General features: G+C 71.6%; 20 protein-coding genes. 4 read left to right on the forward strand and 16 right to left on the reverse strand.

Annotated features, from left to right (window positions below; all coding sequences use genetic code 11):
- The first annotated feature begins 5 nt into the window (after window positions 1–5).
- The gene (locus tag IEY73_RS22780; RefSeq protein ID WP_189081331.1) at window positions 6–647 is read left to right on the forward strand and encodes a GntR family transcriptional regulator; all 642 of its coding nucleotides are present in this window, start codon (window positions 6–8) and stop codon (window positions 645–647) included.
- Here IEY73_RS22780 and IEY73_RS22785 read toward each other — a convergent pair.
- From IEY73_RS22785 to IEY73_RS22850, 14 genes are all read right to left on the reverse strand, one after another.
- A complete protein-coding gene (locus IEY73_RS22785) occupies window positions 630–1,361 on the reverse strand; it encodes an HAD family hydrolase (RefSeq protein ID WP_189081332.1) in 732 nt (243 codons plus the stop codon). The two genes, IEY73_RS22780 and IEY73_RS22785, sit on opposite strands and share 18 nt — an antisense overlap.
- Before the next feature lie 9 nt (window positions 1,362–1,370).
- A complete protein-coding gene (locus IEY73_RS22790) occupies window positions 1,371–2,138 on the reverse strand; it encodes an ROK family protein (protein WP_189081333.1) in 768 nt (255 codons plus the stop codon).
- A 56-nt stretch (window positions 2,139–2,194) separates the two neighbouring features.
- A complete protein-coding gene (locus tag IEY73_RS22795; RefSeq protein ID WP_189081334.1) occupies window positions 2,195–3,490 on the reverse strand; it encodes a hemolysin family protein in 1,296 nt (431 codons plus the stop codon).
- Window positions 3,491–3,636: 146 nt separating this feature from the next.
- A complete protein-coding gene (locus tag IEY73_RS22800) occupies window positions 3,637–4,545 on the reverse strand; it encodes a DNA-3-methyladenine glycosylase family protein (RefSeq protein WP_189081335.1) in 909 nt (302 codons plus the stop codon).
- 1,391 nt (window positions 4,546–5,936) lie between these two features.
- On the reverse strand, window positions 5,937–7,154 hold the full coding sequence (locus tag IEY73_RS22805; protein WP_306661525.1) for a Pecanex-like protein 1: 1,218 nt from the start codon (window positions 7,152–7,154) through the stop codon (window positions 5,937–5,939).
- A 77-nt stretch (window positions 7,155–7,231) separates the two neighbouring features.
- A complete protein-coding gene (locus IEY73_RS22810; protein ID WP_189081336.1) occupies window positions 7,232–8,014 on the reverse strand; it encodes a DUF4142 domain-containing protein in 783 nt (260 codons plus the stop codon).
- A gap of 190 nt (window positions 8,015–8,204) precedes the next feature.
- The gene (locus tag IEY73_RS22815) at window positions 8,205–8,894 is read right to left on the reverse strand and encodes a COG4315 family predicted lipoprotein (RefSeq protein WP_189081337.1); all 690 of its coding nucleotides are present in this window, start codon (window positions 8,892–8,894) and stop codon (window positions 8,205–8,207) included.
- A 377-nt stretch (window positions 8,895–9,271) separates the two neighbouring features.
- Window positions 9,272–10,054 (reverse strand): zf-HC2 domain-containing protein, encoded by a 783-nt coding sequence (locus IEY73_RS22820; RefSeq protein WP_189081338.1) that lies wholly within the window; start codon window positions 10,052–10,054, stop codon window positions 9,272–9,274.
- Window positions 10,051–10,731: a sigma-70 family RNA polymerase sigma factor gene (locus IEY73_RS22825; protein WP_189081339.1), complete on the reverse strand. Its 681-nt coding sequence runs from the start codon at window positions 10,729–10,731 to the stop codon at window positions 10,051–10,053. Before IEY73_RS22825 ends, IEY73_RS22820 begins: the two co-directional genes overlap by 4 nt.
- Window positions 10,732–11,067: 336 nt before the next feature.
- Window positions 11,068–12,027 (reverse strand): hypothetical protein, encoded by a 960-nt coding sequence (locus IEY73_RS22830; protein WP_189081372.1) that lies wholly within the window; start codon window positions 12,025–12,027, stop codon window positions 11,068–11,070.
- A 2-nt stretch (window positions 12,028–12,029) separates the two neighbouring features.
- A complete protein-coding gene (locus tag IEY73_RS22835; RefSeq protein ID WP_189081340.1) occupies window positions 12,030–14,531 on the reverse strand; it encodes an AAA family ATPase in 2,502 nt (833 codons plus the stop codon).
- Entirely contained in the window at window positions 14,528–15,676 is a 1,149-nt protein-coding gene (locus tag IEY73_RS22840; RefSeq protein WP_189081341.1) for an exonuclease SbcCD subunit D, read from the reverse strand. The genes IEY73_RS22835 and IEY73_RS22840 overlap by 4 nt, the downstream gene beginning before the upstream one ends.
- A gap of 9 nt (window positions 15,677–15,685) precedes the next feature.
- Window positions 15,686–17,446: an ATP-binding protein gene (locus IEY73_RS22845; RefSeq protein WP_189081342.1), complete on the reverse strand. Its 1,761-nt coding sequence runs from the start codon at window positions 17,444–17,446 to the stop codon at window positions 15,686–15,688.
- Between the two features lie 120 nt (window positions 17,447–17,566).
- Complete coding sequence (locus IEY73_RS22850; RefSeq protein ID WP_373292852.1) at window positions 17,567–18,361, reverse strand: pyrimidine reductase family protein; 795 nt, start codon at window positions 18,359–18,361, stop codon at window positions 17,567–17,569.
- Window positions 18,362–18,860: 499 nt separating this feature from the next.
- Between IEY73_RS22850 and IEY73_RS22855 the strand changes: the two genes are divergently transcribed.
- The 3 genes from IEY73_RS22855 (at window position 18,861) to IEY73_RS22865 (ending at window position 21,968) form a co-directional block, all read left to right on the forward strand.
- Window positions 18,861–19,880, forward strand: coding sequence for a LacI family DNA-binding transcriptional regulator (locus tag IEY73_RS22855; protein ID WP_189081343.1), 1,020 nt, complete (start codon window positions 18,861–18,863; stop codon window positions 19,878–19,880).
- A 200-nt stretch (window positions 19,881–20,080) separates the two neighbouring features.
- Complete coding sequence (locus IEY73_RS22860) at window positions 20,081–20,821, forward strand: amino acid-binding protein (RefSeq protein ID WP_189081344.1); 741 nt, start codon at window positions 20,081–20,083, stop codon at window positions 20,819–20,821.
- A gap of 103 nt (window positions 20,822–20,924) precedes the next feature.
- Window positions 20,925–21,968, forward strand: a complete 1,044-nt coding sequence (locus tag IEY73_RS22865) for a GNAT family N-acetyltransferase (protein ID WP_189081345.1) — start codon at window positions 20,925–20,927, stop codon at window positions 21,966–21,968.
- Between the two features lie 10 nt (window positions 21,969–21,978).
- Here IEY73_RS22865 and bsaP read toward each other — a convergent pair whose 3' ends face one another.
- Both bsaP and bioB read right to left on the reverse strand, forming a co-directional pair.
- The gene (gene bsaP, locus IEY73_RS22870; RefSeq protein WP_189081379.1) at window positions 21,979–22,182 is read right to left on the reverse strand and encodes a biotin synthase auxiliary protein BsaP; all 204 of its coding nucleotides are present in this window, start codon (window positions 22,180–22,182) and stop codon (window positions 21,979–21,981) included.
- Window positions 22,183–22,184: 2 nt separating this feature from the next.
- On the reverse strand, window positions 22,185–23,201 hold the full coding sequence (bioB, locus tag IEY73_RS22875; protein ID WP_189081346.1) for a biotin synthase BioB: 1,017 nt from the start codon (window positions 23,199–23,201) through the stop codon (window positions 22,185–22,187).
- Between the last annotated feature and the right edge of the window lie 88 nt (window positions 23,202–23,289).

Genomic DNA, 23,289 nt, shown 5'->3' on the forward strand with positions numbered 1-23,289 from the left:
GCCCGGTGACGACCGTGGACAGGGCGGGCTCCGCCGCGCGGGCGGCGGAACAGCTACGCAACTCGATGATCAACGGCGATCTGGCACCCGGCACGCGCCTCGCCGAGGCATCCCTCACCGGACCGCTCGGCGTGTCCCGCAACACGCTGCGCGAGGCGTTCTCCACGCTGGTCGAGGAGGGGCTGCTGGTGCGCCGGCCGCACCGCGGCGTGTTCGTGGCCGTGCTCAGCTCGGCGCAGATCGCCGACATCTACCGGGTGCGCGCCATCCTGGAATGCACCGCGCTCGCCGAGGCGCCGGTCGACCCGCCGCAGGCGGCCGGCATGCGCGCCGCGGTCGAGGACGCCCGGCGTGCCATCGCGGCCTCCGACTGGCGAGCGGTGGGCACCAGCAACATGCACTTCCACGAGCAGATCGTGGCGCTGGCCGGCAGCCAGCGGCTGAACGGCTGGATGAAGCAGCTCACCGCGGAGCTGCGGCTGGCCTTCGCCGGGGTGCCCGACCCGTCGGCGCTGCACCGCCCGTTCGTGGCGATGAACGACGAGATCACCCGCGCGTACGAGGACGGCCGCACGGACACCGCTGCCGACCTGCTGCGCGACTACCTGCGCACCTCGGAACGCGTGATGCTAGGCAGCCTGCCGTAACAGCTTCTGCAGGCCGAAACCGTCGTCCACCTCGGCGTCCGGCGCCGGCCACGCATCGGGGTCCTCCCCGCGGGTGCGCCCGGAGATCATCAGAACCGCGGCGGCGGTCTCGGCGCGCCGGGCGCACACGATGTCCCGGCGCCGGCTGTCGCCCACGAACCAGCAGGACCGGGCCGGCACACCGAGTTCCGCCGCGGCCGACCAGATCATCTGCGGGTTGGGTTTGCGCACCCCGGCCTCGTCGCTGTAGACCTGCGCGCCGAACAGCCCGGCCACCCCGGCGCGGGCGAGGAAGTCGCGGTGCGCGGCACCGCACAGCGTGTTGCTCACCACCGCCATCGGCAGCCGCGCGGTGTGCAGCAGGTCGGCGATGCCCGGCCGCAACGCCCAGCCGTGCCGCCACGCCCAGTCGTAGCTCAGCTTTCCGACCACGGCGCGCACCTTGGCCCGCGCGGTGCGCGGCCACTCCCCGATCACGAACCGCTCCCACACCTCGGCCTGCGGGAGCTCGTCCGGCTCGTCCCGGTCGCGCCACCGCGCGTACGCCTGCGCGCCGGATGCCAGATCCCGCTGGATCTCCCCCGGCGTGCGCACACCGGCGATCAGGTTGTAAAGGCGCAGCACCAGCTCCGGAGGCGCGTCGGCACGCTGCGGCGGCGCGTCGGCGAGCACGCCCCCGAAGTCGAGCAGCAACGCCTGCGGGCGGGGAAGCATCCGCCCACGCTATCGAAAGCCGTCGGCACCTCGGCCCAGCGTCCAGGCCCGGACTCCGCCGAGAATGCCCGCGGTGTTCGGCACCACCACCACGTCGTCGCCCATCCGGGCCAACTGCGTGGCGGTGATCAGCCGCGCGTTGCCGCCGCCCAGATACAGCCGGTCCCAAAGGAACACCGGCCGCAGCCCCTCGACGACGTTGCGCACCCGTCGCGACCACAGCGCGTCGCCCAGTCGCCGACGCTCATGCTCCCCGATGTAGGTGTCGTAGCTCATCCCCCAGCGGACCGGCGCCTGCGACACCTCCAGATGCGGTGCCAGCGCGCCGCCGTCGAACAGCGCGCACCCCAACCCGGTGCCGAGCGTCAGGATCAGCTCGCACCCGGTGCCGGCCACCACCCCGGCGCCATGCACCTCGGCGTCGTTCAGCACCAGCGTCGGCAGGCCGAACGCCTCGGCCAGGGCGGTCCGCGCGTCGAACCCGAACCATGCCTGCATCAGATCCGGGTCGATCCTGGTGCGCGGACCGCTGCGGGTGATGTAGTGCGGTGTCGCGACCACCACGCCGTGACGCAACATGCCCGGCATGCCGACGGTCACCCGGTCCGCGGTCGGCAGCCGTTCGCCGAGACCCACCAGCGTCTTCACGAACAGGTCAGGCGGCAGTGGGTACGGCGTCGGGATGCGCAGCGCCTGCGCTCGCATCGTGCCGGCATCATCCAGGACCGAGCCCTTGATGCCGCCCCCACCGCAGTCGATCGTCAACGTGAAAGCCACAGTCACGAGTTTGCCCTGTAAGCCGCGGCGTCGTCACGGCGACGCGGGCAACCGGCTCACCCCACCGGGTCCCCCATGTCGGCGGCGCGCGGCAGGGCACGCAGGCGCACCCGCGTGATGGCCCGCCCGGAGATCTCCACCACCTCCGCGGTGAAGGCCGGCAGGGTGACCACCTCGCCGGGCGCGGTCGGGATGTATCCCAGCGCGGCCAGCACCATGCCCGCCACCGTCGTGTAGTCGCCGTCCTCCGCCTCGGCGGGTTCGAAGCCCACGTCCGGCAGGTCGTGGATCGGGAAGGAACCCGGCATCAACAAGGCGCCGTCCGGTTCCAGCACCGAGCGCTGCACGTCGCGGTCGCGCTCGTCGTAGATCTCCCCGACGATCTCCTCGACGAGGTCCTCCATGGTGACGATGCCGTTGACCGCGCCGCGTTCGTTGACCACCATCGCCAGTTGCTGACGTTCCACGCGCAACTGTCGCAGCGCGTCGGACACCCGGAGCATCTCCGGCAGGAACAGGCCCGGCCGGACCAGCCCGTCCACCGTGCCGTCCGCGTCCACCAGGGCGCTCAGGTGCACCACGCCGTGCACGTCGTCCAGCCCGGCCGGCCCCACCACCGGCGCGCGGGACCGACCGGCGTCGATCATCATCCGCAACGCGTCGTGGGCGCTCGTGCCCCGGTGCAGGGTGAGCACGTCCCGGCGGGGCACCAGGATCTCCCGCAGGCTCCGGTCGGCGATCGCGAACGCGCCGCTGATGATGGTGCGCTGCTCGGCGGTGATGTCCTGCTGCGCCGCGACCATGTCCCGGAGTTCCTCCGCGGTCACCTCCTCGCGCTGCGCCTTCGGATCCCCGCCCGCCAGCCTGACCACCACGTCGGTGGCGACGCCGAGCAACCACACCGCCGGACGGGAGATCATCGACAGCGTGTCCAGCGGGCGGGCCACCACCAGCGACCAGCCTTCCGTACGCTGCATCGCGATCCGTTTCGGCGCCAGCTCGCCGAGTACCAGGGTGACGAACGTCAGCACGATGGTGACCAGGACGACGGCGGTGGGCTGCGCGGCGCGGCCGAGGAAGCTCAGCGGCTCCACCAGCGGCTTGGACAGCGAGACGGCAGCCGCCGCGGAGGCGAGGAACCCGGCCAGCGTGATGCCGATCTGGATGGTGGCCAGAAATCTGTTCGGGTCACGGCTGAGCCGGGCCAGCACCCGGCCACGCCGGGAGTCGCGCTCCAACCGCTGCACCTGACTGTCGCGCAGCGACACCAGCGCCATCTCGCTACCCGCGAAGGCGGCGTTGACCAGCACCAAAACCAGCACCAGGAGGAGCTCGCCCGCTATCCCATCCATCGTCACATCCTTGGGGGTGTTCCCGAACCGTCGGTGGGGTTTACCCAGCCGAGGGGCCTCTGAGGCTTGGGCGAATGATGCCCGACTCCCGGACACGCCACCCGCACGGGTGGCGACCTTCCGGAAGTGCTCCCCGCACGGGACGCTCAGAAACGGGCGAACGACCGTAACGGCATGCGCGGACCGCGGCGCGGCGCCATGATGCCGCCAGCCGCGAGCAGGTCACACACCCGGCCGCGATGGCCGCGGAACGGCTCCAGCAACTCCAGCATCCGCTCGTCGGTGCCGCGCGCCTCGCCGGCCAACGCCCAGGTCACGGTGCTCGGGATGTGGTAGTCACCGACGCTTACCGCGTCCGCGTCGCCATACGCTGTGCGCACCACCTCCGCCGCCGTCCACGCCCCGATGCCGGGCAACGCGACCAGGCGCCGGGTGGCCTCGGCCGCGTCCACGCACCTCTCCAGCCGATCGGCCACCGCCGCGGCGCGCAGCAACGTCTGCGCGCGGCGCTGCTCCACCCCGAACGGATGGAACACCCAGTACGGCGTCGCGGCCACCGCGGCCGGGTCGGGCGGCAACAGCAATTCCGCCGGTCCGGGTGCCGGCTCCCCGAAATGAGCCACCATGGCCCGGTACGCGCGATGCGCCTCTTTGCCGGTGACTTTCTGTTCCAGAACCGCCCGCACCAGCCGGGGAAAAACGCGCCCGGTGGCGGGCATGCGCACACCGGCGAAGGTACGCGCGAGCCGCGCCACCATCGGATGCCGCGCGGCAAGCTCGGCGAAGCCGGCAACATCGTCGCGCAGACCGGCGATGGCGTCGGCCCGGTCCACGACCCAGTCGGCGCCGCTGCCGTACCCGGTAGCCACGAGCGCCTCGCCATCCCGGGCACACCACAGCGTGCCGGGGCCGTCGGGAGTGCGCAGGGCGAGCCAGAAGCCGCGACCATCAACCCGGGCGCAGGCGTCGTGCCGCACCGCAACGAGAGAACCGACCGTACGGGCAAGGTCGTAACGCTCCGGCAGCTCCAAGCGTCGCCTCACCGGGGTGGTCACCGCACCACTGTGCCACCCCACTCATCCCCCCGCCCCCACCGCCCCCGTCACGTCGCCCCGCCGCCGCCCCCCGTCACGTGGCCCGCCACCGCCCCCGTCACGTGGCCCCGCCGCCCCCGTCACGTCGCCCCGCCGCCCCCGTCACGTCGCCCCGCCGCCCCCGTCACGTCGCCCCCGTTACGTCGCCCCGCCGCCGCCCCCGTCACGTCTCCCCCGTCACGTGGTCCCGTCGATCTTGAGCTTCGTGTGCCCTTTTCATACGGCTTTCACGTGGAATGTCTGCCCGACAAGTTCAAGATCGAGGCCGTGGCGCGGGGCCGCCGGATCGATCTCGGAGTTCCGGTCGGACTTGTCGCATAGGACACCCCAAACCAGGCACCTCAGTTTCGCCATCGCTCTGGTTTGCGTGACCGTGACGGCGGACGGGTCCTTCGGCAGCGGGGGCCCGCCTCCGATGGTGGCCTCGGCCGTGGCGCGGGGCCGTCACCACCCACCCGGCATCCGGCTCCACCCCGACGGTGTTCCCGGCCGTCACTGGTGGCCGTCACCACCCACCCGACACCCGGCCAGCCGTAGCCGGTGGCTGTCACCGCCTGCCCGGCCGTAGCGCAGAGCTGTCATGCCGGGCCCATGACGTGCGTGAGCGACGGCCGAACGAGCGATGACAGCCACCCTCTACGGCCGGATCTCACCACCGGGCGCAGGCGCAGCGGGCACCGGGCACAGGCGCACCGGGCACACCCCGCCGCCGGGGCGGTCGAGCCGTTGCACGCCCCGCCACACCATCACAGCCGACAAAGCAGACACGAGGGCCGGCGTGAACCGTGCCAACGCACACGCCTCGGGGCGCCGTCAGAAACGGCGAAAGTCGAGTGGCACACAAACCCCAAGATCGATGCGCTGGGGAGCGCGTCAAACGAACGAGAGGCGCCGAACGAGCCGGGAAGCGCGTCGAAGAACGAGAGCGTGCCGAACGGACGGGAGGCGCCGAACGGACGAGAGCGTGCCGGGCCGGCCTGTCGGTGGCTCATCCCGGGTCCGCTGCGGTCCCGGGCGGATCGGCGGGCCCAGGCCAGCGAGGGCATGCCGATGGCCCTGGCCGCGCTCCCGGCCAGGGCCATCGGGGGCGAACACCGACACCCGAGTAGGTCCGTGTCGCCCAGTGCCGGAGCTGGTAGCCCGGCCCGATCGGTCTCGCGCCTCCTTTCGTCAGCCGACTCCTGTCGTCGGGCCGTCTGCCGGGGCATCCGTCCTCAGGGTGGGACGGGCGCCGGGATGCGATGGGGGGTCCTCCGCGTACGCGACGGGTGCCTCGCTGAAGGAGCCGCGTCGCGGAGTTCGCATCCCGGCCCGCCGGCAGTTGCTCCGCGGGTCAATGCGAGCGTGCCGACTTACTGGTTGCCGCCCTGCTGCCGGCCGCCACGCCCCTGCTGCTGGTCGCCCTGCTGCTGGTCGCCACCGTCCTGCTGGTCGTTGCCGCCCTGCTGGTCGCCACCCTGCTGCTGGTCGTCGCCACCCTGCTGGTCGTTGCCGCCCTGCTGGTCGCCACCCTGCTGGTCGTTGCCGCCCTGCTGGTCGCCACCCTGCTGGTCGTCGCCACCCTGCTGGTCACCGCCGCCGTTGCCGCCGGTCACCTGGATGCGGACCACGTCGAAGGCCGGCGTCTGGTTGGCGCGCTCCATCATCGGGATGCGGTGCGAGCCGTCACCGGCCCACGAGGCGCACTGCGCGAGGCCCGCGTCGGGCAGGCCCGGCACCTGGATGGTGACCTGGTCCGGGGCGCGGCCACCCTGGCTGTCCTCGGTGGCCACGAAGAACGCCGGAACCGGGTCAGGCGCGGGAGCCTCGTCGGTGCTCTGCAGCATGCGGCAGGCGGTGTGGAAGTGACCGCGGGTGATGCCGTCCTCCAGCACCGAGCTCTCCACGTAGTATCCGCCCTGGCCGGCGGCCAGGAAGCGGTCCCGGATCAGGTTCCGGGTGCTGACCCGCATGGTGAACGCCTGGTTCACGCCCACTTCTTGCGGCGCGTCGGTGATCAGCAGCGACGGGTTGTTCGCCGCCGCACCGACCTCACCGAAAGCGGTGGAGACGCACTTGTCGCCCTCCTGGAAACCGGTGTGCGGCTGCAGGGTGCTGTTGTCGCAGTTGTTGGCCAGCACGCCGAGTCCGGCACCGGGCGGCGGCGTGGCGTCGTCGCCCGACTGGCCGCCGTTGTTGTCGCCGCCGGCCTGGTCGCCCGCGCCGGCTCCGCCGTTGTCGCCGTTGTTGTTGCCGACGTTGTCCATCACCCATTGGCGGCACCGGGCGCGCAGCTCCGAGGCGCTCACCGTGTCACTGGCACCGTCGTCGGAGTGCTGGGTGACCCGGCCCTTGTTCGTGGTGTACGTGCCGCGCTTCGTCTCCGAGGAGAGCTTGTTGGTGCGTGGCGGCCGGAGCCGGTCACAGGCGGCGAGGGCGCGATCCGTGGACCGGCGGGTGCTCGCGTCCGAAACCTGGGTGACGGTCACGACGCCACCGAACGCCACGAGGGTGGCGGCCACGGCGATGATCCGCCGCCGGCCTCGCAGCCAGGTCGATTTGCTGTTGCGCCGGTACTGCGACCTTCGCATGGGTGACACCTTTCTCTGTCGCACATTTTGGGCCGACGGTGGAGGCCGCCCCGGGATGTGGTGAGCCGGGCTAGGGGTTACCGCGCCCGGAGAATGCGCATGGTGGTGATGACGCCGGCGGTGAGCGCACCCGCCAGCACGAGGAGCAAGACCGTGGTGCTGACGCCGGACACTCCGCCGCCGGAACTGGTCGCGGCGGCGAGCATCTGCCCGTCCACCGGCACCGGACCCGCGTTCGGCTTCGGCGGCGGCGCGGTCGGCAACGATCCGTAGTCGACCAACCCGGTGCTCTCCAGCAGAGCGATGTGGGTGAGGACGAACTGGTTCGCCTCCTGCGCCAATTTGCGTACGGCGTCGTTGCGGGTGCTGGCCCGGATCGTCGCGATGGCCGGGAAGATCTGGCCGTGCGCGGCGCGGAGCCGGTCCACGTAGATCTGGTCGAAGGTGGTGCTGTTCGCCGCCCGCATCTCGGCCAGCCAGCCGAGCTGGTTGTTGTTCGGCTGGTTCGGCAGCGCGATGCCCAGCGTCTTCGCCACGCCGACGTCGAGCTTGTCGAGCAGCACGTGCTGCCCCGAGATGGTTTTGCCGATCTTGATGACCTTGGGGTTCTTCGACTTCTCCTGCGCCATGTTGCCGGCCGGGATCTCCCACAGGCCGGCCAGCCGAACCTTGACCACGAAGTCCCGGTCCGCCGCGCTCAGCGGCCCGCTGCCGGTGTCAGTCATGGCACCGTCCGGCGGCACCGGCACACCGTCGGCGGCACGGGCCGCACCGGCGGGCGCCAGCAAGAACGCCAGGACCGTTGCCCCGATGCCCACCATGACGCGGCGGGCGCGTCGATCGATGCGGGCGGCGATCATCTCGTGACCTCTTTCGACTTTCGACGTGTTGTGGAGATCGAACTAAACAGCCGAACAATGCCGTACGCAATGCGAATCAGCATCTGTTGTGGAAGTCCTATGGCGTACTTAAAAATTAATTCAGAATCGCGGATGATCGGCGGGCTGCCGGCTACCGGCCGAATACCCACCGATTCTCATCCGTCAATGCTTAGTAGCTGTAGTCCGAACCCGAGTCATCACCGCCGTCGGAGCTGCTGTCGGAATCGTCCGCGGGCGGCGCGACAGCCTTGGACTTCTTCGGAAGACAGGTCAGGTTCTTGGTGCCGTCCGGCGTCACCACGAACCACTTGCCGGCCACGTTCTGGCCGGTCCACTTGCCGGGCTGCTTGTCACCGATGTACGTGTAGACCGGCCACTTGCCAACGGTCACCTGCTTGGTGCCGTCCTCGCGGGTCACCGTGCCGACGTCCGCGGGGTCCACACCGTCCAGTTCGGGCAGCTCGTCGTTGACCCGCACCGGCGGCCAGACCTTCTCGCAGTCGTCGTTACAGTTGGAGACGACTTCCGGCTTGGTCTTGTCATCGTCGAAGCGGTACAGCACGAAGCCGTCCTGGTTCTGGACCGTCTCGCCCATCCGCTTCACCTTCGCGGCCGTTAGCTGCGTGGTGACCTCGTCCGTGGGGACCTCGACGGTCTCCGAGCCGGCCTCCTCGCTGCCCGCGTCGGCTTCGGCACCCGCAGAGGCGGTGGCCGTCGGCGTGGCCGCCACGGCGTTGGCCGCGGGTTGTGCCGCGCCGCCATAGTCGGCTGCGTTGTATCCGGCCGGAGCGCAAGCCGCGAGCGCGAACGCCGCGGCGACAGCCGCACCGGATACCACCAATCGCTTGTCCGGAACCACGTGCCCTCCCACTGACGTCTACTGCTCATGCGTTTCCGGGCAGTAGTACGAGTGCGGATGCCGCGCGGTTGAAGACGGCCCTCAAACAATTTCTTTCTTTTTCATTGAACCGTACGGCCACAAAATCCGTATCGATTGCCCGCACCACCGTGAGGTGATCTCAACGACCCCCGGCAGCCAGCAAGGTCCAGCAGGCGACAGACGGCCGGCGGCAGGCGGCAGGCGGCGGGCGACAGGCAGGGCGGCGCGGGGCCGGGCATGCGAAAGCCCGGTCGCTGCATGGCGACCGGGCTCGGTGCGACGTGACGTGGTGCTAAGGGTGACGTGGTGCTATGAATGACGTGGTGCTATGGCGTGGACGGCTGCGGAGCCGTCGCTCAGGGCACGCGGACCAGGGTTTCGCTGCCGCCCTTCGCGTCCACCGACTGCACCTGCAGGTGGGCGATCTCCTCCCGTGGCAGGGCCGTCACCGCCTGCAACATCAGCGGGTCGGGGTTCGCCGCCGTGCCCCAGCCGTCGTCCCCCACCGTCCAGGTGGACAGCGTCTCGGTCGCGCCGTCCGTGCGCACCGCCACCAGCCGGCAGGTCAACGGGCCCTTGATGTTGGAGACCATGAAGGACACCTGGGTGCCCCAGTCCTTGCTCTCCAGGCCCACGTCGGCGCGTACGCCCGTACGGGTGTCGGTGCCGCTGAAGCGCTCGCCCGGCAGGTCCGGACCACCGAGGCCCGGCCCGTCGTCCGGGGGCAGCGGGTCCAGTTGTGCCGTGCCGGCGCTGCGCTGCGCCGTCGGTGACTGCTGTTCCTGCTGGTCGGGGGCGAAGACCTGACCGCCGACGAAGAGCGCGCCGATGGACAGCATGGCGAACACCACGACCGCCGCCGCCAGCGAGTAAAGCCGCCGGCTGTTGGCGCGGCGACGTTCCTGCCGGACGTCGCCGATCACCTTCTTCAGCACCAGGCCGTCGTGGCGTTCCTGCTCCACGGCCACCATCGCGTCCGCGTCCACATCCGCCAGGATGTCCGCCACCGGAAGGAAGGATTCCAGCTCCAGCGCGCACGCCGGGCATTCGATGAGATGGTCCTCGAACCGGGCTGCGTCGCGTTCATCGAGCACTCCTAACGCATACGACGCCACGTCGAAGTGCTGCTCCTGTGTCATTCCGTCACCCCCCGCTGCTGCAGCGCCGTCCGCAGCGCCCGCAATGCGTAGTACACCCGCGACTTGGCCGTGCCCAGCGGCAGACCGAGCACCTCCGCCGCCTCCGGAACGGTCCGGCCACGGAAGTACGTCTCCACCAGGATCTCACGGTGCGACTGGCTGAGCGCGCGGAGAGCATCGGTCACGGTCATCGTCTGCAGCACGCGGTCGGTGTCGTCCGCGGTGCTCGGGAAGCTTTCCAGCTCCCGGTCGTACGTCTCCGGCGGGCGGGCACTCATGCTGCGGTGGTCGTCGATGGCGATGCGCCGGGCGACGGTCACCAGCCACGGCCGCAGCGACTGCTGGCCCTGCGCACCCAGCCGGTGGGCGTTACGCCAAGCCCGCAACAACGTCTCCTGGACGATGTCCTCGGCACGCTGCCGGTCGCCGCCGGTCAGACGCAGTACGAACATCAGCAGCGGGCCGGCGTGCTCCTCGTAGAGCATCCGGACCAGCGTGTCCTCGTGGTCCGCCGTGCCCGACGGCGTGCCGTGCCGGGGAGCCTGTCGCGGAATCACCGCACCATCATTGTCCGCACCGCGGCCTCCGTCGAGAGCCTGCCACCGTCCGCCGGGTCGTTGCCGCGTCATCACGCACACCCTGTCCGGCGTGAGCCGATCCTCGGCCAACGCATGCATCGATTCCTCCTGCCGGCGCTCATCCCGTCGCCTGTGATACGGCCGGAGAGCCCGTCGGGGATCAACACCGACGGAGGAATTTCTGGACGGACGGCGACCACGCTCGAACTCAAAGGTCCTCCGAGACTGTGACGATCAGGCGGATACCGATCAAACCCATCCATGTACGCCGATACGGCGCGGGGGCATGCGAATAATACTCAGCGCATGGCCGCGCCGGAACGACTCAGGCCATCCGAGCTTGTGCCCTTAGCCCAGCGCACACACGGACCTCACTGTCCGTGCAACATGACGCCGCTCACCGGCCGCGGCGGGCGCTTAAGCGCATTCGTGCCATCACCGTGCGTACGCGGTCGCGGTGGTCAATGCCCGGTACAGCACCCGGGAATCCCCCAGAAGTGCGCGCAGCCGACGCTCCAATCCGGCGATCGGTAGGAGGTTCTGCGGAGCACGCGGATCCTTGTACGCCGCCGACGCGAACCGGGGCAACGTCGCGCACGACAGATCGGCCAACTCGACGGCTTGCGCCGCGGGCATCTCCGACGAGCACTCCACCCGCACGATCCCCGCCCACGGTGCGCCGCCCGCGCCGGGCAAGCGGAGGTACCACGACCAACCGCCCCACATCGTCCCGATGGCGAACACCGGGGTGCGCTGACCCGGACGCAGCGCGGTGACCACCGTGTTCAGCGCCGCCGGGAGATATTGCGACTCCTGCCGCTTGACGTACCCGATGGTGCGCGGCAACTGCCGGCGGCTGCGCAGCGGCCCGTCCACCACCAGGAGATCGGACTCGTCCTGACCATGCGAGCGGGCCGCTGCGGACACCTCGATCTCCAACGCGGTCAGCGGCACCTGGACCGCGACCGGCAGCTTGCTCGCCTCGCCGGCGCCGCCCAGCCGGTGAATCTCGTACCGCACCGGTCCGGCCGACAGCGCCTGCGCCGACGGGCTCGCCGTGAACAAGCCCCGGCCGACGCGGTGGTCGGCCAGTTCGGCGACGCCGCGGCCCAGATCGCACCGGACCACACCGGCCGCGTACGAGGCGGCCAGTCCCGCGTACGACGTGCCGTCGTCCTCCTCCGTCCACAACATCGCGTCGTTGCGGCGCACCCCGTCGACCAGGAGCACCACGTCCGGGCAGCGCAACCCGGCCGGCGCCTCGATGGGCGCCCAGCCGGACGCCGGCACCTCGACGTCGGTGTCCACCTGGGCGCTGCTCGGCGAGCCCGGCCCCTCCCCGCTCCCCGGCTCGAACGAGGTCCCGTAGGACGGATCCCACGAGTCGACGTACATCTTCACAGCCCGATCCTCTCCACGCGGGCGGTGCGCGCGTCCTTGCGCACCTCGAAGCGGACCGGCACCCGTTCGGCAAGGGCGGTCACGTGCGTCACCACGCCGACCATCCGGTCACCGCGCGCGGCCAGGTTCTCCAGCGTCGCGGCCACCACGTCCAAAGTCGCCGCGTCCAGCGTGCCGAAGCCCTCGTCCAGCACGATCGACTCCAGGCTCGCGGCGGTCGTGGACATGCCGGCCAGTTGCTCGGACAGCGCCAGCGCCAACGCCAGCGACGCCTGGAACGTCTCGCCACCGGACAGGGTGCGCACCGCCCGGCGCAGACCGGCGTCGTGGTGGTCGATGACGAAGAATTCGCCCTTCTCGTGGATCAGGTCGTACTGCCCGCCGGTCAGGTCGCGCAGGATCCGGGACGCGCCGTCGACCAGCAGGTCCAGCGCCTCCTCCAGCAGCCACCGCTCGAAGTTGTTCGCCCGCAGGTGACCCGCCAGGGACTTGGCCACCCGGCCGTCGCGCACCAGGACGGCCCGCTGCTCGGCGAATTCGCGGGCCTGCTCGCGCCGGTCGGACAGCCGTTGCCAGGTGGCCGCGGCGCGTTCCGCGGTCACCGCCGCCGCCCGGATCAGGTCCGCGGCGGCGTCGTCCCCACCGCGCCGGCCGGGTTCCGGCTGACCGGCGGCGGTGAACAGCGCGACCACCGCGTCGTACGCCCGGGTGGTCGCCTGCCGTGCCGCCGCCACCGCCGCCTCCGCGTCGGCACGCGCCGTCGCGCGCTGCTCCCGTTCCCGTGCCGCCCAGCCGACCAGCGCATCCCAGGCGCCCGCCAGGTCGTCGCGGTCGGCCGGCGGCGGTCCGAAGCGAGCCACCGCGTCGCGGCGTTCGTCGAAGGACCGCCACGCGGCGCGCTGCCGCTCCACCGCCGCGGTCAGCGCCCGCTGCGCGCGGCGCTGCGCCTCCCGGGCGGTGCGCATCTGACCGGTCGCCTCGTCCAGGTGACGCTGCAGGCGGTCCAGCTCGGCCAGGCGTCGCTGCAACGCGTCGACACCCGGAGCGTCGGCCACCGCGGCGCGCACCTCCGCGAGCCGGGACAGGTGATGCTCGTACTGGGCGCGCTTGCGCTCCAGGTTGCTCTCCAGCTTGCGGGCCACCGCGTCGCGCTGCTGCCAGGCGCGCTCGGCCGCCTCGGCCGCCTCCCGCGCCGCCTGGCCGGCCGCGTGCGCCGCCTGCACCGCCGAATCGGCGGGCACCGAGGGGACCGCCGCCACCGGCTGCTCGCAGACCGGGCAGGTCTCCCCCGCCTGCAGGTGCGCCCGCAGCGCGACCGCCCGGTCCACGCGCTGCGCCTCGGTGTAGTCCGCGCGCGCCTGCTCCAGCACCTGCTGCGCGCCGGTGTGCGCGGAGCGGGCCAGGTCCGCCGCGGCCGCCGCGTCGCGATGCTCCACCTCGGCCACCGACAGCTCACCGGCGAACCAGTCCGCCTGCCCGGTCAGCCGTTCCTGTTCCGCGTGCCGGTCCAGGAGCAGGCGCAACGATCCCGCGTCGCCGGCCGCGGCCAGCTCGCCGCGCACCTTCTCCTCGCGTTCCTCGGCGACCCGCACCGCCTGCGCCGCGGCCTCGGCGTCGGCCTGCGCGGCGGTCGCCGCCTCGGCCACCTGCGCGCTGCCGTCCGGCATCCGCACCGCGGCCAGCGCGGCCAGTTCGGCGTCCAGGGCGTCGCGGGCGACGGCCGCCTCGGTCTCCCCGGCCCGGCTCTCCCGCAGCCGCGGCACCGCCGCCTCCACCGCGGTGGTCAGGTCACGCATCGCGGTCAGGTGCCGCTCCGCCTCCGCGACCGCCTCGTCGTCGGCGTCGGACAGCGACTCCAGCACCTGGTCCACCGTGGACAGTTGAGCCTCGGCCTTCGCCGCGCGACCCGAGGCGAGCGTCTGGACCTGCTCGTAGACGTGCAGTCCGAGCAGGTTGACCAGGATCTGCTGCCGGGTGGCGGGCTTGGCGTGCAGGAAGTCCGCGAACTGGCCCTGCGGCAGCACCACGCAGCTAGTGAACTGCTCGTACGGCAAGCCCACCGCGTCCTGCACCGCGCGGTCCATCTCGTTGGGCGTGCCGGCCAGCACCTCGCCCAGGTCGTCCAGGCTCATCCCGGTGTCCAGCCGGGTCACGTCGAAGCCGGGCGGCATCAGTTGCAGGCCGGCGGCGGCGGTCTTCACGTTGCCCCGGCCGTCGCGGCGCACCACCCGGGTGGCGACATATCGGGATCCGGCCGACTCGAACACCAGCCGCACCCGCGCCTCGGCGGCGGACGGGGCGAGCGCGTTGCCGATGCCGCGGGTGCCGCCCCAGCGCGGCACGGTGCCGTAGAGCGCGAAACAGATCGCGTCCAGCACCGTGGACTTGCCCGAGCCGGTGGGGCCGACCAGGGCGAAGTAGTCCGCGTCGGTGAAGTCCACGCTCGTCTCGTCGCGGAACACGGTGAAGCCGCTCATGTCCAAACGCAGCGGTCTCATGACTGGGCGCTCACCTCGTCGTACAGCTCGTCGAACAGCTCCCGGACCCCGTCCTCGCCACCGCCGCGGTTGTCCAGGTAGTCGCCGAACAGCTCGCGCGGAGACCGTCCGGCGCGCTGCGCGGGCGCACCGGCGCGGTCCGGCATCATGTCCGGATCGATGCGCACCTCCAGCGCGTTCGGCAGCAGCTCCTGCACGTCCTCGCGCAGGCCGACCCGGGGCGTCTCCCGCACGATCACCCGCAGCAGGGCATCCGGCGCGTCGACGGTCGCGAGCTGTTCCAGCGTGCCCCGGACGGTACGCAGCGACACCGCGGTGGTCACCGGCACGTCGCGCACCCGGGCGGCCTTGTCGGCGCTCACGTCGACCACGGCCACCGAGCAGATGTTCTCCTCCTCGCCGAAGTCGACGGCGATCGGGCTGCCGCTGTATCGCACCGGGCAATGCGCGATGACCCGTTGCGCCCGGTGCAGGTGGCCGAGCGCGACGTAGTGCGCGTTCGGCGGGAAGACCGTGGCCGGCACGGCGTATCCCATCACCGTGTGCGCCTCCCGCTCCCCACCCCCGGCGCTGGCACCGAAGATGGTCAGGTGTGCGGTCAGCAGGTTGATCACCCCGGGTTCGGCGAACGGCTCGCTCAGCCGCGCGATCAGGCGGGCCACGTGATCCGCGTACGTCTGACTGGCCTCCGCCGCGCTCAACTCGTACATCTCCGCGGCCCGGACGGCGTACCGCTGGGAGAGGAACGGCAGCGCGACCATCTGCCAGCGTTCGCCGCCCGCCGTGCTGCCGGAGATGACCAGCTCATCGGGGTTGTCGCGGACCGCGCCGCGGAGCACCACGCCCGCCGCCTCGGCCCACGGGCGCAGCGCGTCCAGCGCCGGTCCGTTGTCGTGGTTGCCGCCGATCGCCACCACCTGAGCGCCGGTCTGCCGCAGCGCGGACAGGGCACGGGTCACCACCCGGGTCGAGTCCGGGGTGGGCGTCGCGGTGTCGTAGAGGTCGCCGGCCACCACGACCAGATCGGGCTGCTCCTGGCGGGCGATGTCCACGACCTGGCCCAGCACGCGGATGTGCTCGTCGTGCCGGGACCGGCCCTTGAGGACCTTCCCGACATGCCAGTCGGAAGTGTGCAGGATGCGCATCGCGAAACCCTAGAACGGAATGTCGTCGTCGGACGAGCCGCCGCGGGATCCGACCACCGCGAACGGGTCGGCGCCCTGCACAATGGACCGCATCGTGCCGGACGGCGGCGGACCGGACTCGGACTTGCGAGTGGCCCACGCCGGGAACGGGAACTCCACGCACAACGGCACCGGAATGTCCGGCTGGTTGACGAACATCGTGCCCGGCCGGGCGAGCAACGCGCGCTGACGCATGGCCGGTGGCAGGAACCCGTACTCCGGGCGGGAGGCCTCCGCCGGGTCCAGCCGACCGACCACCCGGACGGCCGAGTTGGTCACGATCCGGCGTTCCACCTCCGAGGCGGTCTGCTGGGCACCGATCAGGATCACCCCGAGCGACCGGCCCCGCTCCGCGATGTCCAGCAGCACCTCCTTGATCGGCGAGGACCCCTCCCGCGGCGCGTACTTGTTCAGCTCGTCCAGCACCACGAACAGCAACGGCCGGGATGTGCCGGTCTTCTCCTTGTCCTCGAACTCCGACTTGAGCGTCACGCCGACCACGAACCGCTGCGCGCGGTCCGGCAGGTTGTGCAGGTCGACCACGGTCACCTGGGCGCTCTCCGCGGTCTTGATCTGGTGCGGGCGGCGCTGCGCGAGATCGCCGCGGATCAGCCGGGACAGGTCCCGCTTGCTGCTGATCAGGCGGCGGGCGAACGCGTTCACCGTGCCCATGCTGACCGCGCTGCCGGCCCAGGTGGTCCGGGTCTCGTCGTCGGTGAGGCGGTCCACCACGTGATCCACCAGATCCTCGTATGACCCCAACCGCACCCCGTCGAGGCTGATCCCGCCCTCCGCGGGCACCGCATAGCGAGCCAGGTGAGCCGCTACCGAGTGCACCACCATGGTGTATTGCTGCCGCTCGTCGTCGGCGTCCGCGAACACGTACGGCAAGAGGCGTTTCTCGCAGAACTCCGCGAGCGTCCAGTAGAAGCTGTCCACACCGGTGAGCCGGCTTGCCACATCCGGCGCCCCGGAGGAGTCACCGGCCCGCGGCGGCGCGTAGACCCGCACATCGGGGAAGGCCGTCGCGTCCAGCTCCAATTGCTTGTACGCCGCGACGGTGCGCTCATCCAACTTGGTGTTCGGGTGGTCGAGGAACAGCAGATCCTCACCCTTCACGTTGAAGATCAACGCGCGGGCGTTCGCGCCGTCGGCGCCTAGCTGGCCGGAGCGGAACACCGAGAACAGCAGGAACGTCGCGAAGCTCGTCTTGGTAGCCACGCCGGAAATGCCGGAGATGGACACGTGGGCACCCCGGGTGCCGTCCAGGAAGTCCGCGTTGAGGAACACCGGCACGCCGTCCCGCCCGGTCCCCATCGGCACCCGGCGCTCCATCCGGTCGAAGTGCAGCGCGGCGGCTCGGGCCTCGCCGGACGCCCGGCTCACCACCGCGCCCGGGGCGGGCGGGACATAGAGCTCCGGGTCGACACGGGTGGTGGTGACCTCGGCAGCCTCCTGCACCTGGGCGGGCAGCGTGCCGTCGGCGATGGCGAACACGTCCGAATCGAACTGCGCACCCTCGTGCCGGGCACGCACCTGGGTGACCACGCCGGCGATCGTCACCGGCTCCCGGTCCGGGAGCTCACGCTTGGTCACCACGACGTCGTCGAGCTGCAGGTAGCTGCCCGGCGCAACGGCCGTCCAGAACTGCAGCGGCGTGGCGTCGGCGGTGCCGAGCACGCGGCCGACCTGCTCGCCTGCGGGGGAAGATTCGTCAGACACGCCGATCATGTTGCACCAGGTGTACGACAAGAGGCGGACGGCACGTCGGTTGGCACGCGTTTTCCACAACTTCTAGTGGCCATCCACAGACTCATCCACAAGAACTTGATCAGCGGACGTCGGCGACCTTCACGGCAGTCGCCGTGCGTACCGGAGAAAGAGCATGTCCTCCTCGGCCAGCACGTGCCGCAGCGCCATCCGCCGCGCCACCCCGGACGGCCCGGACGCGATCCGCCCCGCGGAACCGCCCGCCAGCAGCGGCGACACCGTCAAACACAGCTCGTCCACCAGGTCCGCCACGAGGAGCGCACCGAACAGACGCGGGCCGCCCTCGCACAGCACCTGGGTAGCGCCGCGCTCGCGCAGCAGTCGCACCGCAGCGGCGAGGTCCACCGATTCGTCACCCACGGTCACCACCTCGGCCACCTTCTCCAGAGCCGTACGCCGCGACGACGGACCGCGGTCACCACCATGCCGGTGGGTCAGAATCACCGGCCGGACCGGCGCGTCCGCAAAAATCGCCTGGGCCGGATCGAGGTCCAGCGACCCGGACACGACCACCATGAGCGGGAACTCGGACAGCCCGTGATCGCGCCGCCACGCACGGCATTCCGGATCCGGACGGAGGGCGTCATACTGCTCCGCGCGTACCGTCCCGGCGGCCACCACGAGCGCGTCGCACACCATCCGCAGCGTGTCGAAGATCCGCTTGTCGCCGGGTCCGGCCAGTCCCCCGGAAACCCCGTCCACGGACACCGCACCGTCGAGGCTGGCGATGAAGTTCATCCGGAGCACGGGACCGTCGCCGCGCGGATAACAGGCCGCGACGTCGCCGACCGCCGGATCGGCCGGAGCGGTCGCGCCGGCGATCCCGGCGGGGCCCGTCACGGCCTCGGCGGGCGGCCAGATCTTGACGAGGCTCACCGGCGCTTCACGGTCCTGGCGGGCCGGTGACCGGCGGCCGTGGCTCCGGCGGGCGGTGCTGGCAATCGCACCACGAACCGCCTCGGCAGTCGTCGTGGCGGCGTTCGCGACAGGCGCGGCAAATCATGTCCGCAGCGTATGCCGTGTCGCGCCGGAACGTCGGCCGCTGACGCCAGACACCGGGAATACCGGCCGTCACGCACGGCTGCCACGGCTCCACGGCCGTAGCCGGCGGCCGTCATCGGGGCGTCCAGAGGCATCTCAGCCACGCCCGACCCCCGATGTGCGGAGCGCTTGCCGCCACCCGCCATCCTGGGACCGGTGCCGGTGAACGCCGCCGGCACCGCCACACGTTTCCACAAACAAGAACATCACGAGTGATCAACGGAACACACGGCAACGCCGCCGGTGGCGCGGCGACGTACGAGACAGATCCGCGCCGACAGACGATAATGCCAGCGAAGTCGCTGCCCACGGGTAGCGTGCCGGGAGGAGCGCCATGAGCAGACAGCCGTTGCGGTCGCCAGGCCGCCCAACGCTGGACGCTGTGGCTGCCCGCGCCGGCGTGGGACGGGGCACAGCGTCCCGCGTGCTGAACGGATCGTCGCAGGTCAGCCCGCAAGCCAGGGCCGCGGTCGAGGCCGCGATCGTGGAGTTGGGCTACGTGCCCAACCGGGCGGCACGCTCCTTGGTCACCCAGCGCACCGACTCCGTCGCGCTGATCGTGTCGGAGTCGCAGGAGCGCGTCTTCGGCGAGCCGTTCTTCGCGGGCGTGCTGCGCGGCATCAACTCCGCGCTCATCGAGACACCGCTGCAGCTCTGGCTCGCCATGGCCGCCTCACCGGAGCAACGGGAAAGGGTCGAGCACCACCTCACCGACCAGCATGTGGACGGCGTGATGCTGCTCTCTCTGCACGACGACGATCCACTGCCCGGCATGCTGCGCCGCCGCCGCATGCCGTTCGTGCTGGGCGGCCGGCCGGTGCGGCTGGAGCCGGACGACGCCTTCGTCGACGTGGACAACGTCGCCGGGGCCTGCCAGGCGGTGGAATACCTGTTGGGGCAGGGCCGCCGCCGGATCGCCACGGTCGCCGGGCCGCAGGACATGGAGGTCGGCCGGGCGCGGCTCGCCGGCTATCGGTCGGCGGTCGCGGAGCACGACCTGGATCTGGTGGCGTACGGCGACTTCAGCGAGGCCGGCGGCAGCGCGGCGATGCGGTCCCTGCTGGACCGGGCACCGGACCTGGACGCGGTGTTCGCCGCGTCCGACCTGATGGCCAGCGGCGCGTTGCGGGTGCTGCGGGAGACCGGCCGCCGGGTGCCGCGGGACGTGGCGCTGGTCGGCTTCGAGGACGCCGCCGTGGCGCGGCAGACCGATCCGCCGCTGACCACCGTTTACCAGCCGGTCGAGGAGATGGGCCGCCGGATGGCGCAGTTGCTGATCGCCCGGATCGCGGGCGAGGACGGCGATTCGCACGTTTTGCTGGACACCCATCTGGTCCGTCGAACGTCCGCCTGATTCCGCATAGGCTCGCTGAAGCGTGCCGGGCAGGCGCGGAATCCCCGGCACCAAACGGGCCATGCCGGGCGAGTCATCGAGGCCGAGCGCGGCTTAGCGGTCGGGACATGCCGCCGCAACCGGTGCGAAACGCCGTGTTGGCACGCTGGATGCCGCACGGACGGCCGTGCTGTGCCGTCGTGCCAGACGGGAGGAGTTGCATGTTGCTGCGGGTACGCGTCACTCTGCCGGACCGGCCGGGCGCGCTCGGGCAGGTGGCGCGCACGCTGGGCGTCGCCGGTGCCGACATCGTCCAGGTCGTCGTGCTGGAGCGGCTCGGCGGCCGGGCCGTCGACGACTTCACCGTGGTCTGGCCGGGCGCCTCCCGTGTGGAACGCCTCCTCGCCGGGCTCGCCGCCATTCCGGGTGTGCAGGTCGACGGCATCTGGAAGGCCATCGGCGCGCCGGTGTCCGGCGGCCACGACGCCGAGTTGCTGGCGCAGGTGGCCGCGAACCCGGCGGATGGCCTGGCGACGCTTGTCGACGCCGTGCCGGGGCTGCTGGCTGCGGACTGGGCCGCCGCTGCGGTCGTCCCGCCGGACTGGGCGGCACGCTCCGGCGCGCCACGCCCGCCATCCGCCGAGCCGACCCTTCCGGTGGGCAGCGAGCCCACCGCGGCGTACGCGAGTTGGCGCGCGCCGTCTCCGCTGCACCTGCCGGAGGTCACTCCGCTGCGTGCCCGACCGTTGATCGGCGCCGACGGCACACGGTATGCGGTGGCCCCGTTCGGCCGGGCCGGCCTGGTGCTGGTGGTGGCGCGTGCGGAGGATGCCGAACTGCCCGCCGCCGCCTTCCACGTCACCGAGGTGGACCGGGTGGCGCAACTGGTCCGGGCCGCCGCCGTCATCCTGGGCGACCGGTTGGATCACGCGGGCACGTCACCGGTGGCCAACCAGTTGTGACGGACCCCTCATGACCTTTGAGGCGTCGGCAATGCACGGTTAACACCGCCGGGGCACTCTGGAATTCGGTCCCAGAGACTCGATCCGAACTAGGGAGTGCCGCATGGCGTTGTGGCGGATCCGGGCCACGGTCGATGACCGGCCGGGTTATCTCTCGGTACTGACCGCCAGCCTGGCGCTGCGGTCGGTCAACATTCTCGCGGTACAGGTGCACACCACCGAGGCCGGCGCGGTGGACGACTTCCTCGTCGACGCGCCGGACGCGGTCACCGAGGCCGACCTGCTGGGCGCCATCGCCCGGGGCCGTGGCCGGGACGCGTTCGTCGCCCGCGCCGAGGCCCAGGGCCTGGCCGACCAGCCGACCCGGGCGCTGGCGATGGCGGGCCGGCTCGTGCACGACCCGGACACGCTGGGCGAGGCGCTGATCGCGCTGCTGGACGCCGCGGAGGTGCGGTGGCGGCCGGAGGGCATCGACACCGTCACGTACGGGCTGGCGCCGAACCGGATGATGCTGCCCGACCCGGCCGGCGGGTCGTATGAAGTGTTGCGCCGCGCCCCGGAGTTCACCCCCGCCGAGTACGCCCGCGCCCAAGCGCTCATCGAGGTGTCCGGCGCGGTGCTGCACCGGCATGTCGAGCACCGGGCGCTGCTGCTGCCCAGCGGCGACGAGCTGCTGCTGCGCGCGGGTACCCCGCAGGACGCGGAGGCGGTGCGCGGGCTGCACGAGCGCTGCTCCGCCGGGACGCTGACGCGCCGTTATCCGGGACGTGCCGGCATCACCGCCACGCCCCGCCTGCTGGAACCGGCCGCCGGGCTGACCCTGGTCGCCGAGCGTGACCACGAGGTGGTGGCCCTGGCGACGCTGGTGGTGGAGGGCGATCTGGGCGAGGTGGCGCTGCTGGTGGAGGACCGCTGGCAGCGGCTCGGCATCGGCACGGCGCTGCTGCGCCGGCTGGTGGCACACGCCGAGCGGACCGGGCTTGCGGCGCTGACCGCGCACACCGCGACGGACAATGTGGCGATGCTGCGCACGTTGCGCCGGATCGGGCCGGGACGCACCGACCGCGACGGACCGGTGCTCAGCGTGACCTTCCCGGTGGCGACCCGGTCGGCAACCGCCGACGAGAGCCCGGCCACCTCCGGATAGCCGACGGCCGTCAGGACCGCCGGGTGCCGTGCTCCACACAGGTGGCGGTCCACCCGGCCGGGATCACCTGCACCTTCATCCGGCGACGGCAGGACGGGCAGTATCGCGGCGGTTCCAGCTCCCGTGCGACCGCGCAGGCGGCGTGATCGCCCCGCCCGGCGGGCTCGCCGCACCTGTCACACCACAACGCCGCACCGGCATCCGGTGTCGTCATGGTCACAGCGTCGCCGACAGCGCCTTGACCGGCATCTTCAGGTCGTCCAGGAGATCCAGGTCCGCCGTCGCCGGTCGACCCAGCGTGGTCAGGTAGTTGCCGACGATCACCGCGTTGATGCCGCCCAGCAGGCCCTCGCGCGTACCCAGATCGCCGAGGGTGATCTCCCGCCCACCGGCGAACCGCAGGATGGTGCGCGGCATGGCCAACCGGAACGCGGCGATCGCGCGCAGCGCGTCCTTGCCGTCCACCACCGGGCGGTCACCCAGCGGGGTGCCCGGACGCGGGTTGAGGAAGTTCAGCGGGACCTCGTGCGGGTCCAGCTCGGCAAGCTGGGCCGCGAACTCGGCGCGCTGCTCGATCGTCTCGCCGAGGCCGAGGATGCCGCCGCAGCAGACCTCCATGCCGGACTCGCGAACCATCTTCAGCGTGCTCCAGCGCTCCTCCCAGCTATGCGTGGTCACCACGTTCGGGAAGTAGGACGCGCAGGTTTCCAGGTTGTGGTTGTAGCGGTGCACGCCCATCTCGACCAGTTCGTCGACCTGCTCCTGAGTGAGCATGCCGAGGCTGGCCGCGACCTGGATGTCGACCGCCTCCTTGATCGCCTTGACGCCGTCGCGCATCTGGTCCATCAGGCGGCGGTCCGGGCCGCGCACGGCCGCCACGATGCAGAACTCGGTGGCGCCGGTCGCGGCGGTCTGCTTGGCCGACTCGACAAGTGCGGGGATGTCCAGCCAGACCGCGCGGACCGGCGAGGTGAACAGGCCGGACTGCGAGCAGAAGTGGCAGTCCTCCGGGCAGCCGCCGGTCTTCAGCGAGACGATGCCCTCCACCTCGACCTCGGGACCGCACCAGGCCATCCGGACGTCGTGGGCGAGTTGCAGCAACTCCGGCAGGTGCTCGTCGCCCAGCCGCAGCACGGCGAGGATCTCCGCCTCGTCCAGGCCGACACCGTCGGTGAGCACCTTGGCGCGGGCCCGGTCGAGGATCGTTGGGGCCTGGTCGAGGATCTCTGGCATGCCCGTACCCTACAAGGGTCCCGTGGGCGCGGGGACTGTCGGATCGCAGTGATAGTTTCCCCACCCGGAACACGCGAGGGCGGCGAGA

The sequence above is a fragment of the Mangrovihabitans endophyticus genome (assembly GCF_014646155.1).
Taxonomy (GTDB): Bacteria; Actinomycetota; Actinomycetes; order Mycobacteriales; family Micromonosporaceae; genus Actinoplanes; species Actinoplanes endophyticus.

Excerpts from the sequence above, each read along its gene's own strand:
- IEY73_RS22830 (WP_189081372.1), bottom strand. The coding sequence starts at position 12,027 with ATGTACGTCGACTCGTGGGATCCGTCCTACGGGACCTCGTTCGAGCCG.
- IEY73_RS22840 (WP_189081341.1), bottom strand. The coding sequence starts at position 15,676 with ATGCGCATCCTGCACACTTCCGACTGGCATGTCGGGAAGGTCCTCAAG.
- IEY73_RS22795 (WP_189081334.1), bottom strand. The coding sequence starts at position 3,490 with ATGGATGGGATAGCGGGCGAGCTCCTCCTGGTGCTGGTTTTGGTGCTG.
- IEY73_RS22860 (WP_189081344.1), top strand. The coding sequence starts at position 20,081 with ATGTTGCTGCGGGTACGCGTCACTCTGCCGGACCGGCCGGGCGCGCTC.
- IEY73_RS22785 (WP_189081332.1), bottom strand. The coding sequence starts at position 1,361 with ATGCTTCCCCGCCCGCAGGCGTTGCTGCTCGACTTCGGGGGCGTGCTC.
- IEY73_RS22825 (WP_189081339.1), bottom strand. The coding sequence starts at position 10,731 with ATGCATGCGTTGGCCGAGGATCGGCTCACGCCGGACAGGGTGTGCGTG.
- IEY73_RS22810 (WP_189081336.1), bottom strand. The coding sequence starts at position 8,014 with ATGATCGCCGCCCGCATCGATCGACGCGCCCGCCGCGTCATGGTGGGC.
- bioB (WP_189081346.1), bottom strand. The coding sequence starts at position 23,201 with ATGCCAGAGATCCTCGACCAGGCCCCAACGATCCTCGACCGGGCCCGC.
- bsaP (WP_189081379.1), bottom strand. The coding sequence starts at position 22,182 with ATGACGACACCGGATGCCGGTGCGGCGTTGTGGTGTGACAGGTGCGGC.
- IEY73_RS22845 (WP_189081342.1), bottom strand. The coding sequence starts at position 17,446 with ATGATCGGCGTGTCTGACGAATCTTCCCCCGCAGGCGAGCAGGTCGGC.
- IEY73_RS22865 (WP_189081345.1), top strand. The coding sequence starts at position 20,925 with ATGGCGTTGTGGCGGATCCGGGCCACGGTCGATGACCGGCCGGGTTAT.
- IEY73_RS22805 (WP_306661525.1), bottom strand. The coding sequence starts at position 7,154 with ATGCGAAGGTCGCAGTACCGGCGCAACAGCAAATCGACCTGGCTGCGA.
- IEY73_RS22820 (WP_189081338.1), bottom strand. The coding sequence starts at position 10,054 with ATGACACAGGAGCAGCACTTCGACGTGGCGTCGTATGCGTTAGGAGTG.
- IEY73_RS22835 (WP_189081340.1), bottom strand. The coding sequence starts at position 14,531 with ATGAGACCGCTGCGTTTGGACATGAGCGGCTTCACCGTGTTCCGCGAC.
- IEY73_RS22855 (WP_189081343.1), top strand. The coding sequence starts at position 18,861 with ATGAGCAGACAGCCGTTGCGGTCGCCAGGCCGCCCAACGCTGGACGCT.